General features: G+C 47.0%; 7 protein-coding genes. 6 read left to right on the top strand and 1 reads right to left on the bottom strand.

What is annotated here, in order from left to right; genetic code table 11:
- Positions 1-105 precede the first annotated feature (105 nt).
- Both IEY13_RS10050 and IEY13_RS10045 read left to right on the top strand, forming a co-directional pair.
- Positions 106-4,578 (top strand): DUF6443 domain-containing protein, encoded by a 4,473-nt coding sequence (locus IEY13_RS10050; protein WP_188951847.1) that lies wholly within the window; start codon positions 106-108, stop codon positions 4,576-4,578.
- 9 nt (positions 4,579-4,587) lie between these two features.
- Positions 4,588-5,049, top strand: coding sequence for a hypothetical protein (locus IEY13_RS10045; protein WP_188951846.1), 462 nt, complete (start codon positions 4,588-4,590; stop codon positions 5,047-5,049).
- Positions 5,050-5,505: 456 nt separating this feature from the next.
- Here the strand turns inward: IEY13_RS10045 and IEY13_RS10040 are convergent, their stop codons facing one another.
- Positions 5,506-6,051, bottom strand: coding sequence for an RNA polymerase sigma factor (locus tag IEY13_RS10040; RefSeq protein ID WP_188951845.1), 546 nt, complete (start codon positions 6,049-6,051; stop codon positions 5,506-5,508).
- Positions 6,052-6,275: 224 nt separating this feature from the next.
- Here IEY13_RS10040 and IEY13_RS10035 point away from each other — a divergent pair, with 224 nt between their 5' ends.
- From IEY13_RS10035 to IEY13_RS10020, 4 genes are read left to right on the top strand one after another with little or no spacing between them, the layout of a single operon-like run.
- On the top strand, positions 6,276-7,292 hold the full coding sequence (locus tag IEY13_RS10035) for a FecR family protein (protein WP_188951844.1): 1,017 nt from the start codon (positions 6,276-6,278) through the stop codon (positions 7,290-7,292).
- On the top strand, positions 7,273-10,377 hold the full coding sequence (locus IEY13_RS10030) for a TonB-dependent receptor (RefSeq protein WP_188951843.1): 3,105 nt from the start codon (positions 7,273-7,275) through the stop codon (positions 10,375-10,377). The genes IEY13_RS10035 and IEY13_RS10030 overlap by 20 nt, the downstream gene beginning before the upstream one ends.
- Positions 10,378-10,390: 13 nt before the next feature.
- Complete coding sequence (locus IEY13_RS10025; protein ID WP_188951842.1) at positions 10,391-11,713, top strand: DUF4876 domain-containing protein; 1,323 nt, start codon at positions 10,391-10,393, stop codon at positions 11,711-11,713.
- Positions 11,710-13,242: a DUF6850 family outer membrane beta-barrel protein gene (locus tag IEY13_RS10020; RefSeq protein ID WP_188951841.1), complete on the top strand. Its 1,533-nt coding sequence runs from the start codon at positions 11,710-11,712 to the stop codon at positions 13,240-13,242. Before IEY13_RS10025 ends, IEY13_RS10020 begins: the two co-directional genes overlap by 4 nt.
- The last annotated feature ends 1 nt before the right edge of the window (position 13,243 follow it).

The following is a 13,243-nucleotide window of genomic DNA, read 5'->3' as shown; positions in this document are numbered from 1 at the left end:
TTTAGTAAGAAAAAATTTTATATAACATTCAGAGGTATTTGCGTTTTCCTTGCACTGGTTTTACAGCGGTGTTACATTCAGGCTCAGTCAAATGGGCCTTCCGGCGTGAGGCAGCCTGCTGCATCTGCACAAGCTACTCCGGGGGCTTATAATGCGGGTGTTCCGTTAAATTATGTGCGCGCCTGGGTGCCATTAAAACCTTATACGCTGGAGGCGGATGTAATCAGCACCTCCCGGCAGGTAAGTGAGGTAAATGGTTCCACGCAGTATCTGGATGGTTTGGGGCGTCCCCTGCAGGTTGTAAAATGGCGTGCTTCCCCTTTGCAGAAAGATGTGGTAGCCCCCAGCATATATGATGAGTTTGGGCGTGAGCGTTTTCAATATCTGCCCTACAGTTATACAGACAATGCAGCAGACAATACCGATAAAAACGGATTGTTTAAGAGTAATCCATTTGAGGAGCAGAGCCTGTTCTACAGTACCAGGTATAATACGGCGCAGCAGCAGCCGGCTTTTGCGGGAGAGAGCGTTTTTTATAACCAGACCAATTTTGAAGCATCGCCGTTGAACCGGGCAGAAAAAATCATGCAGGCGGGTAACAGCTGGCTGGGAAGTAACCGCGGGGTGCAGCAACAATATCTGGTGAATACTGCTGACGATGCTGTACGTGTATGGACAATCGGTTTCTCAAATGATCTCACAGCAGCTGCTCTTATACCTGTCTCCGGTGCTATTTACCAGCCAGGGCAGTTGTTTAAAAACGTAACTATAGATGAAGCTAACCATCAGACCATAGAATATAAGGATAAAGAGGATCATGTAGTACTTAAAAAAACAGAAGCAGGAGTGCTGCCAGGCACCACAACCATTGACTGGTTGTGTACTTATTATGTATATGACGATTTGGGGCTGTTGCGGTTTATTATTTCTCCGCAGGCGGTGAAAATGGCTGAAGTGGCAGGATGGAGTCTGACCGGTCTGGCAGATGGTCTTTGTTTCCGTTATGAGTATGACGGTCGCAAGCGGATGGTAGCTAAAAAGCTGCCTGATGCAGGTTGGGTGTATATGGTTTACGACAGCCGTGATCGTCTTGTGTACACACAGGATGCCAATATGAGAACGCCCAACAATTGGTGGCTGGCTACCCTGTATGATAATCTCAACCGCCCTGTTCAAACCGCTATGTTGGTGAATTACACAGGCACGCGGGAAGCGCTGACCGAATTTGCAAAGGGGTTACCGGACAATGGTGTTACGGGGCCGGTTTCTACTGCCGGAAATGGGGTTGGTACGCCGGCCATGGATATTTATATCAATGAATGGCAGGCGGGCATTAATTATGATGCGGGTAACTCCATCGAATTTTTGCAAGGCTTTGAAAGTGGTAGCAATGCTGAGTTTACAGCTCAGATTGTACCGGTTACCACTTCCTCCCTAACCGGCAGCCAGGATGTTAATGGTTATCTGGTGCCGGGTACGGGACAGTTGGTGCCGCTTACGTATGCCTATTATGATCATTACCTGTGGGGTACTCAAAAGCAATATAATGCTGCCAATAACAGCAAGCTGGGAATTGGTGCCAATGTATATGGCGATCCGTTGCCCTCAACGCGTAGTGTTTTAACAAAAGGGGTTATTACCGGTTCGCGTGTTCGTGTAATAGAAGACCCGGCCGATCTTACCAAAGGTGGTTGGCTGGAAACAGTGAGTTTTTATGATGATAAAGGGCGTGTGATACAAATAGTGAGTGATAATTATAAAGGAGGGCAGGACGTGGTAACCAGCCGCTATAATTTCTCTGATAAAGAAATCAGCCAATATCAGGTACATAATAATAACAGGGCGGGTGTTTCCAATAACCGCGTGTATACAGAAACGGATTATGATCATGATGGCCGCGTTATTGAAATACGGAAAACGTTGAATGATGATGCAGCTACGCAGCGTATTATTGCGCACAACAGTTATGATGCTATGGGTAAGCTGAAAACGAAACAACTGGGAAAGAAGGCGGGTGGCGGCAGCTGGCTGGAAACACAGGATTATGCTTACAATATTCGTGGGTGGCTGAAAGGCATCAACTGGCAGGGCTATGAAAACAGCACCAGCGCTACCACTCCTGCTGCTGACCGCTGGTTTGCGATGGATCTGAGTTATGACTGGGGTTATGATACGCGCCAGTACAACGGAAATATAGCAGGGATGCGCTGGCAAAGCAAGGGTGATCAGCATGAACGGAGCTATGGATTTGGGTATGATGCTGCAAATCGGTTACTGTTTGGCGATTTTAAGCAAAATGATAACGGCTGGAACAACGATAAAGGTGTTAACTATAGTATGCACCTGGGAGATGCCAGTCTTAATAACACCTATGATGCCAATGGTAATATTAAAGAAATGTGGCAGAAAGGCTTTATGGCACCTGGCACAAGTGATTGGGTAGATCGCCTTAAATATAACTATGGTAATGGAAGCTCGAATCGTTTACTTTCTGTTACTGACGAGGTTAGTAATGAAGCTTCCACACTTGGAGATTATCACACACCTGCAGGAGTTACTCCCGGCTATGTGTATGATGACAATGGGAACATGGTAACCGATAATAATAAACAGATCCGCACAAACGGAAGCAAAGGTATTATTTACAATCACCTGAATTTGCCCTGGGAGCTTACCATGTACAATGGTGCTGCCAAAAAAGGTACTATTACCTATATATACGATGCAGCTGGCAATAAGCTGGAAAAACGCGTAGCTGAAGAGCCTGCCGCTTCTAATGGCAATGCAGGCAATCATGTAATAACCACTTACCTGAATGGTTATGTATATGAGAATGATGTATTACAGTTTTGGGGTCATGAGGAAGGGCGTATCAGACCTGTAAGAAATCCGGCTGCGGGTAGTGTTACCGGTTATGGCTTTGATTACTTCCTTAAAGATCATCTGGGTAATACCCGTACTACATTAACAGACGAAGAGAGCGGGGTTAAAACCTACAGGGCCACAATGGAGGAAGCTGCAAGAAATGCTGAGGGGGCTTTATTTGAAAATATTCAGGAAACAGAATTTGTCAAACCCGGCGGTTTTGATACCGATCCGGATAATGTCCGGGTAAGCAGGTTATATGGTAAGGTGAACAACAATAAGCGGTTAGGACCAGGCATTGTACTAAAAGTGATGAGAGGGGATAGGTTTAAAGCCAGAGTACAAGCCTGGTATGATGCACAGGTACAGCAAGGCGTAGAAAACGATCCCAATTATAATATCATCGCATCTATTGCATCGGGTTTGGTGGGAGGTGCCCCAGCAGGGGGAATCCATAGCAGCAACCCGGTTACATTTCAGAACAGTGTATCCGGAGCCATTGGCGCGTTTATGGGTATTTATAACCCGGACCCCGGAACAACAAGCAGGCCTAAAGCGTATTTAAACTGGATATTACTGGATGAGCAGCAGCTAGAACTGGTAAACATATCCGGAAACAGCGGCGCTGTAATTGTGCCGGCAATATCGGCTAATGCCATAAAGTATCCCGTTCAGGCTGCGGGAGGTGATGAAATTCAGGTGCAGCGCAATGGCTACCTTTATGTATATGTGTCGAATGAAAGCAAAGGGGATGTTTATTTTGATGACCTGATAGTGGAGCATACGGCCGGGGAATTACTGGAAGAAACCCATTACTACCCATTCGGACTAACGATGGCTGGGATATCTTCCAGGGCTTCACTGTTTGGAATTCCGGAAAACAAGATAAAGTATAACGGTATCGAGCAAAACAATGACTTCGATTTAAATATGTATGATGCCTTCTATCGTAATCTTGACCCTCAGATTGGAAGGTTTTGGCAAATAGATCCTAAGATTGAACAAGGATATGAAAATGTTTCTACATATTCTTCCATGCACAATAATCCAATCTTAATAAGCGATCCTTTAGGTGATTTTGATGATTACAAGTTGAAGCAAGACGGGAATATTGAATTAGTGAAGACAACAAATGATAAGACTGATAAACTATATGCAACTGATCAGAATGGAAATGTGAATAAGGATAAATCTATTACCGTTCAAAAGGGAATAATAAATAATGTACAAAATAATCCACCTACCAGCGAAAATCCAAATGGTACTACTACATTGGGCACAATATCTAATAAAGCAGTGGCGAACAGCGTGTTTAAGTTTTTGGCAGATAATTCCTCTGTAGAATGGGGCATGATTTCATTTGGTCAGGCAGCCACTGGCTCAGCGGTCCAGGATACAAGGATAACCACTAGTCATGATAAGAGTAGTAACAGATCATTAGGCTATCTTTTGGATAAGTATGCAGAAGAGGCTAACGAGTCCGGGCGTTTAATTTTCGAAGTAACTCATAGCCATCCTGCTACTCCAGGCAAGATTGTTGACTTTCCTTCAGGATTTCACAGAGATGGATCAACAGCCCCCTTAGATGGGGATCGGTATAAGGCTGCCCAAATAGAAGTTTCTTACAAAAAAAATAGAGTATATTTAGGTGTGTATGACGTTGCTACACAAAAGTATATTTGGTATAATTCACAACGATTCATCCGAAAATAGCATTATCAAATGAAAGCCATTTGTTTGTTTTTTCTAATTGTGGTGGTAATAGCCTGTTCAGAAATTAAAAATGAAAATTCCTATGATGTCCCCATGCTCAGTGAGAAAATTAACGCTTTTATCAATGCTAAAAAGTGCTTTGGTGAGAACACTGATATTTTGTTCGTAAATCTTGATGTGCAAAGAGATACTCTTTATCTGGATATTGCAAATACCTATCCAAATCTTAAAGTAATGCAATTTGTTTACGATACAACTATGTATGGAGTACGAACTTTGTTTCTTGGTAAAAAAATTAAAGGATTTTACAAAAAATCATCAAATAATAACTTTCCTTCTGATATTGTTGAGATAAATAAAAACCAACGATGGCTATTGGAAAGAGAATTTACAAATTGGTACTTTGTGTATTATAAGGGGATATTAATTAGAAAGTCTCTTGGATGCGATGCCGACACATTAGCTAAGTAGGGGAAGAATATCGAAACTCTTGTATGCAAAGCAAGAGGTTAAAAACCGTGAGTGGATTACCTGCATTTTTTCTGTGCCTGTGTTGGTTTTGAGGCGGGGACAGTGTTATATAACATGTAACTGAAGGGTGGGTGGCGTTATGGTGCTGGCAGGCGTATGCAATAGGGCATTCAAAAAAAGCCCCGGTTACCGGGGCTTTTTTTGAATGCTTGCGAAGAAGTAACTGAAAATCCGGAAGTTAGTTGCAGGCTCAATGATATGATGAGGGATGGGGGGAGAATGCATAAAATTGTATTTTCTAATGCAGCACTTGTGAGAGCTGCACAGATTCACCCTTAATAATTCTGTTGCAGCTTTTGCGGGGTGGGCGATGTTGGCAGGCGGGAAGTACTAACTGGCTTACGGGAGCGCCAAGTCATATCCGAACACCAAGGCTGGGAGATGATGGATGATAGGTTACCCCAACCCCTCCCTTAACTCCTTCACCGCCTCATAAATCTTATTATAAATAGTCCGCTCAGATAGCCCGGTTACCCGGGCTATCTCTGTATACGACAGTCCTTGGTAAAACTTCAGCTGTATCAGCTGCTGCTTACGCTCCGGCAGGCGGCTGATGGCTTGGTTCAGGTGCTGCTGTATATGCAGGTCGTTTTCGCGGCTCAGGTGCAGCAACTCGGGCGAGGGAGAGGTATGTATATGCAGGTGCTCATCGGTAAGCGGCTGCTCCGTTGTGTTTTGTTTAAACAGGCGTCTTTTAAATGCGGTGGTAATATAGGTAAGCGGGTGCGTTATGTGTGCCAGCTGGTGGCGCTGCTCCCATATCTGCATAAACTGCTGGCTCAGGGCGTCTTTTACTTCATCCCGGTCGTCTGTTATCTGTAAACCTATTGCCAGCAGGTACGGAAAAAACAACCGGTACAGGGCGTAAAATTCTTGTTCCCCCTGTCTGGATACGAATACACTCCATAACGCCTTTATCTCTGCTGCTTCCTTCGCTCCCATGTAAAAAGGCGGATTTTTGCGCGAAACTAGCCGCGCAGGTGAACGGCGGGCTTACGATATCAGGAAAAAAAGCACTCCGGCAATTGTTCCCGATTTCGCAAATGGATCGGAACGGCTTGCTGGTATTGGATTGTAGCGAATGGCTGACGCAAACATGACAAAGCGCTCTCAAAATGCCAGGGTAAAAAAACGTGGCTTGCTGCTCTATTCAGCAAATCATTTTCATGCAGGCTCCTTCCTTACCTGAGGATTTTTTAATGAACGAATCTTTTGTGCGCTACTGCCTGGATACAGCTACCCCGGCAGAACATAGTTACTGGGCGGTGTACCAGCAGCAACAGCCGCACCTGCAGTCTGCCATGGCACAGGCGAGGGATATGGCACTGGCCATGTACCAGTGGGGGCAGCAGCAGGAAATTACAGCCGCACAGCAGCAGTTGCAGCAACTTATGCAACAGGCAGCATTACCACCGGTAAGGCCATTACACCCGGTAAAAAGGCACTGGCTGGCATGGTCTGGTGTGGCAGCGGCTTTAGCGCTGGCAGCCGGGGCGTGGTGGCTGGCTGTACGTACACAACCGGTGCAATGGATAAGCTTGCAGGCCGGTACAGGTAAGGTTACGCAGTTTACGCTGCCAGATAGTTCGCGCCTCTGGTTGAACAGCAACAGCCGCCTGCGGTATGCCAAAGATTTCACACACAACAGACAAATCATACTGGACGAAGGGGAAATGTTTTGCGAAGTGCAATATGCGTTGCAGGCACCCTTTTCTGTTACCACCGCTTCCGGGTTGGTGGTGCGGGATATAGGTACGGCCTTTTCGGTAAAAAGCTATCAGGCCCTGCCGGAGGAACAGATAAAAGTTACCGATGGGGTGGTAGCGGTGCAACAGGCGCTACAACAACTGCCATTGCAACTGCGCAAAGGCAGCGGCCTGGCGGTAAACCGGCAAACGGGTAAAACCACAACAGAAGCGGTGCAGCAGGGTGATACAGAGTGGATCAACGGCCGGGTAATGCTCAACAACGTTACGTTCCGGGAGTTTCTGCTGGTGCTGGAAAATCATTATGGCATGCCCGTAAGGGTTTCTGATGCGGCGGTGCTGAACTGCCGTATCTCTGCCAGCTTTTCAGCGGGTGAACCCATACAGCAACTGCTCGATAACCTGAAGCTGATCTATGGCATTGACTACACCATTCATCAAAACCAAATCAGGCTGCATGGCAAAAAATGTAACTAAGCATAGCAGGGTAAGGTGGATGTTGCTGCTGGCGGCCTGCTGGTGTTTCCTGCAGGCGGGGGCACAATTAACCGGCAAACAAACCCTCTCGTTTACGATAGAAAACGGCTGGCAGTTGGATAAGGTGCTGATGGAGCTGTCGCGCCAGTCAGGTGTAAACATTGCTTTTAACCCGATGGAGCTGAAGCAGGTTGCGGTAAAACCACAAAGCTTTACGGCTACCAGTCTCGAAACTATCCTCAACAAAATACTCGGCGCTACACCATTCACCTGGCAACTGCAGAACAGCCGGCTGGTGGTATTCCGTCGCCTGGCTAAACCGGTTACTTCGGCTACAGATCAGTTGCTGCATAATCAGCAGGTACCTGCTGTAAAAGCATCGTATGCGGTTAGTGGTGTGGTGCGCAATGAAGAAGGCAAACCTTTAATGGCAGCCACTATCTGGTTACCGCAATGGAATCAGTATTATATCACAGATGCGGCGGGGCGGTTCTACATCACCGTAAAAGCAGCTGAAAGCCTGGTGCTGGAAGCGGTATATGTAGGCTATAAGCCGGTGGCTATTGAGTTATCAGGGGTAACCAATGATACCCTGCTGCCCGATATTCAGCTGAAAGAAGTGAGCCTGCGTTTAAAAGATATTGCTGTTACCGCCGGCCGCAATTTTGAAGGCAGTTCCAACTCTTCTTTTATCATCAGCCGCGAGGTAATTGAGCAAACGCCTGCGTTGAGCCTGAACGATCTGCTGGGGCAGCTGCCCAACAAAATGGTACCATCGCCTTCGTTGCAGAATGTACAAAACCTCAACCTGCGTTCGGTGTTTCAGGCAGGCGATAAAAATCCTTTTCAGTTAAACAATGCCTTTGGCATTGCCATCGTAATGGATGGTAATGTTATTTCCAATAACCTCAACATGCAAAGCTATAACCCTGGTATGAGCGGGGTGGGTAGTTCTTTTGTAAAAAGTGGCAACGGATATGGCTTGTCGGGTTCGGGTACTACATCCTATACAGGCGATTATACCTATGGGGGTATTGATCTGCGGCAGATTGCACCGGATAATATTGAAAGTATTGAAGTGGTAGCCGGGGTGGCTTCTGCTAAGTACGGCGATTTGAGTGATGGGGCTGTGATTATTGAAAGACAGGCGGGCGTATCCAAAGGCAATGTGCGTATGCAGCTGCGGGATAACGCTACCAGCTATAGCTTTTCCAAAGGGTTCCGTTTGTCTGAAAAAGCGGGTGTGCTCAGCACCAGCCTGGGGTATGTAAGTTCTTATGCCGATGCGCGGGATAAGCTGAAAGCCTACCGCCGTATGAACAGTAATGTATCGTATACCAATTACCTGGGCAAGGCAAAGCGGTTGAAAATGACGGCTATTGCCGATTACTCCCGCAATCTGGATGGTATCCGGCAGGATCCGGATGATCTTACTGCCACCCGGGTAAAATTCGATTCTTGGAATGGTTCGCTGGCGGGCCGGTTCAATTACCGGGTAAATGGGGGCTTCATAAAAGATGTAAGTGTAAACCTCCGGTACAGTCACAGTCATCAGTACTCGTACCGGGAAGAGTTTATCAATAACTCCTTTGTGTTGTATACCCATGCTACAGAAACGGGTATGCACGAGGGTATTTACGACAAAGGCATTTATACCGCTGTAAGTATTATAGATGGCCGGCCGGTGAATATTACCGGTACGGTAGATGTGGCGGCGGCTTTCCGCACCGGCAGGGTAACCCATGCGCTGAGTATGGGTGCATCGTATAACTGGGGTAAAAACATGGGTAAGGGGCAGGTGGTAGAACCCGGTATGCCGCGTACGCTGGCTGCCAACAGCACTACTTCTCTGTCTGCAGGCCGGGCAGAGCGGTATTACGATTTCAGCAGGGTAATTGCCCAGAAAGATATGGGTTTGTATGCCGAGGATATATTTAAAGTGCGGGTACATAACCGCTACCTCAATGTACGCTCAGGCATCAGGCTCGATGTGCAGAATGGTTTTCTGTCTGCATCGCCGCGTATCAATACTTCATACGAACTCAGCCGCAGGCTGCGCGTGGGGCTGGCTTATGGTATCTTCTTTAAATCGCCTGCCCTGGCACAGCGCTATCCGGGGCCGGTGTTTAACGAAATTATGGTGGCTAATTTTTACAATGGTAAGGTGGAAGAAAGCCAGAGCCTTATTTATCTGTACCGGTTTAATCCGGTCAACAACCAGCTGCGCTCGTCCCGCAACCAAACGCTGGAGTTTTCTTCCCAGTACCGGCATAAAGGCTTTTCAGTGGGTATGAACGCTTATGCCAAATGGGCGGATAATGGTATTACCACCGTTACACAACGGCAAATACAGGAAGTGCCGGTGTATAGCGCCCAGTACCAGCCGGGGGCCAAACCTGTGCTTACGCAAACAGGTACCAGAAAGCACAATCTGCAGTATTATGCTTTTGCCAATACACTTACCTCCAATTCGCAGGGGGTAGAGCTGATGGGCACTTCCCCGCAGGTAAAGGCCATGGCTACTTCTTTCTCGCTCAGTGCGGGTTTTACACGTACGCATTATTTCGACAGGGCACCCAGTTATAGTTCTGTTACCCAGGATGGGCCTACGCTTACCATACCCACCTTTGGTTATATGGGCCTGTATCCGCCGCGTGAGTATACTACTTATTTCAGCAGCGGACGTTTTACCTCTGTTACACACGTGCCCCGTATCAGCCTTATACTTCAGTTTACGGCAGAATGTATGATTATGCAAAAAACAGTACGTGCGGCTTCGCAGGGTATTCCTTATGCGTATTATAACAATGCGCAGGAATATATACCTATTACCAAATTCAATCCTGCCGATCCTATGTACGGGCATTTGTATAAACCGGAATCAGAACTGAACGATCAGAATGTACCCCGTATGGTTATGAACTATCACCTTACCGTAGGCAAGGAAATCCGTAAAAAGTTCCGGGTATCGTTTAACGTGTACAACGTATTTAATTATCAACCTTATTATATCACTTCTTCGGGTACGTATCAGTACCCCAACACAGCACCCACTTTCGGGGCTGAACTATCTGTAAAACTGTAAATACAATCAACGAATGAAAAAAATGATCTGGTGCGTGTTGCTGCTGGCGGTTGCCGCGGTATCGTGCAAAAAAGACAACGAGCGCACGGGTATTACACCGGTAAACCTGATAGTGAAATTATCCTACGGGTTAGATTCCAGTAAATATACGCTGCCGCTGGCAGGGGTAACTGTGCGTATTAAAAATACGTTCACCGGCAGTACGCAAACCTTGGTAGCGGCCGATTCGGGTATTGTTCACTTTAACGGCATTCCCGCAGGCGCTTATGATATTGATGCCGTTATGGCTTTCAGCCCGGCAGGATACATGCAGTACACCGGTTTGGAAGTAAGTGATTCTATTACGTTCAACGGATCTGATAAAAACAGGCAGATCAGCATTGGTGCCAATCAGGTTATTAACCTGAACCTGGTGGCGGGTACTACCGGCGAATGGGTCATCAAGCAGGTGTATTATGCCGGCTCTGATACTAAAAATGGCGCTATTTTCCGCGATCAGTTTATTGAAATTTATAACAATACCGATCATGCGCTGCTGGCCGATAGCTTGTATGTGGCACAGCTGTTTGGCCGTCAGAACAATACAGAATCTGCCCACTACCTCCAGGCAAACAGGCAGCTGGACTGGAGCAAATCGAAAGATATGCCGGCTGGTATTGATGCCAATAACGACTATGTGTATGCACGTAATCTGTTAATGGTGCCTGCTACCAAACGTATGGTACAACCTGGTGAAAGCATTGTAATTGCACAAACGGCGCTTAACCACAAAGCGCCTTTTACCGGTGCAGATGGTGAAACTATCACGGTATTAAATCCTGCCCTTACCATCGATCTCAGTGGTGCCGATTATGAAGCGTATTATGCGCCGTATCTCCCCAATCCTTATCCATCCGATATAGACAATCCCGGCGTGCCTAATATGGAAGTGATACAGATGGATGGCAGAGATCTGGTTATTGATAACCTGGGGCGCGACTCCTATATCATTTTCAAAGTAGATGCTTCGCAGAAGGTAACAGAGTGGCCGCGTTACAACCTGCCTAAAATAGCGGCATTAGGTTCTACAGATAAAAAATATATGCAGGTGCCTGTAAAGTATGTGATAGATGGGGTGGAAGTAATGCAGGCTGCTGCCAGTGCCCGCGCACCTAAAAAGCTGGGCGCGCTTATTGATGCCGGTTTTACGTTTGTACCGGGTGGCAGTTATTCTTCCCAATCGGTCATCCGCAAAACAGCCGGTATGGTGAATGGTGTGCGTAAACTGAAAGACACCAACAACTCAACAGAAGACTTTGACTATTTCAGCATAGCAAATCCACGTGGTTTTAAATGAAACAACTGATTTTTTTAACCGCATCTTTATTATCGGGTTGCTTTGTCCTGGCGCAGCAACCCGATTCTGTAGCCATACAGCTGGCGGGCGATTCTGCAGCGTACGCCGTATACCGGTTTGCACAGCTGTCGCCCGCTTTTATTCAGCAGGGTATGCCACAGGCGTTTAATCATGTAAAGGTGGGCGTACTGCATACCAGCGGTGGTTTGGCAGCCACGCAGGATGCTTCACGTACCCAAAGCGTGCAGGCAGCTACAGATGGTAAGGTGGTACTGGGTAAAGTACACCTGTGGGGTGCTTTTGCTTTTGAACGTACAGCAGAAGACAGCACCCGTTTTGCCCACCAGACGCGTAATATTACCGCTGCACCTTTCTATTATGGATCGCCGGGTAAGGTGCATTACCAGCGCAAGGTGTATAAAGCCAACGCTATGCTGCTGCGGCCGTTTTTCAACAACCGGCTGCCACTGGGTGCCGGTATTGATTACCGCATAGGCAACCACTTTTCGGTAAACGACCCCCGGGGAAACATTACCGAGTTTGAACTGAAAATGAACGCCACGGCAGGGTATACACTGGTTAAAAATGTTACAGCAGGTGTACAGGGTTATTATGGTTACGGGCAGGAGGTGTTGAGTATAGGGTATAAAAACCCGCAGTACCGGCAAAGCCCGCTGTATCCGCTGTATCAGACCTACGTAATTAACGGTTATGGCGAGCCGGAGTATCAGCCTAACGATCTGCGTTACCGCACCGCCCGCCAGATGCGCGGGGCAGGGGGCACGTTACAGTATAAAGTCGCGAATAGCTGGTTAGCACTGCATGGCAAATGGGAAAAAGAAGAACAGAAATACCGCGATCAGAATGCCACAGGGTTTAACGAACTGGCAGTGTATGATGTGCATACCACACAACTGAACCTGTTATGGAACAGAAGAGGCCCCCACAATGGCCTTACTGCACAGCTGCAATGGCACCAGCAGCGGGGTAAAGATTTTAACCTGAAATACCAGGCCAACAATTACCGCTACAATGCCTTTAGTTATACCGGTGCCCTGGCTTATACCGTGCACAGCACTGCTGCTACGTTTAACTATGGCCTCCGGGCCCAATATAGCAGTCAGCAACGTATCGATGGTATTTATGCCAACCATCTGCGGTACGTACGTGCTTCTGTAACACCCTCCTGGGGTGTTAACTTCCGCACTGCCGGTAAACTCAACTGGGGTATAGGTGTAAACGCGGTGTACGATAAAGCGCTGGATCATACCGCCAATATCTCTGCCATTAATGTGAGTTATTTTACCCGTGAGGTGATGTATCATGATTATTATTATCAGACTGCCGACGTTGCAGGTGGTGGGTTAGGTATACACATCAACCATGCTTTTGATGGCTTTAACGCCGGTATAAAAATCAATGCCAGCTACCGCCGTGCCCTGCAGTGGAATGGGCGGGAATGGCCGCAGGCCCTGTATCCCGGCAGGGATCGCTTTATGGCAAATGCTGCGTTGGTTTTCTTTTTTTAAA

This window comes from Filimonas zeae, assembly GCF_014641615.1.
Classification (GTDB): domain Bacteria; phylum Bacteroidota; class Bacteroidia; order Chitinophagales; family Chitinophagaceae; genus Filimonas; species Filimonas zeae.
The sequence above is the reverse complement of the archived record's forward strand: the minus strand, read 5'-3'. Positions and strand labels throughout refer to the sequence as shown.

Bases quoted from the DNA above. Each gene is read 5' to 3' on its own strand.
- IEY13_RS10045 (WP_188951846.1), top strand. From the start codon at position 4,588: ATGAAAGCCATTTGTTTGTTTTTTCTAATTGTGGTGGTAATAGCCTGT.
- IEY13_RS10040 (WP_188951845.1), bottom strand. From the start codon at position 6,051: ATGGGAGCGAAGGAAGCAGCAGAGATAAAGGCGTTATGGAGTGTATTC.
- IEY13_RS10035 (WP_188951844.1), top strand. From the start codon at position 6,276: ATGCAGGCTCCTTCCTTACCTGAGGATTTTTTAATGAACGAATCTTTT.
- IEY13_RS10030 (WP_188951843.1), top strand. From the start codon at position 7,273: ATGGCAAAAAATGTAACTAAGCATAGCAGGGTAAGGTGGATGTTGCTG.
- IEY13_RS10025 (WP_188951842.1), top strand. From the start codon at position 10,391: ATGAAAAAAATGATCTGGTGCGTGTTGCTGCTGGCGGTTGCCGCGGTA.
- IEY13_RS10020 (WP_188951841.1), top strand. From the start codon at position 11,710: ATGAAACAACTGATTTTTTTAACCGCATCTTTATTATCGGGTTGCTTT.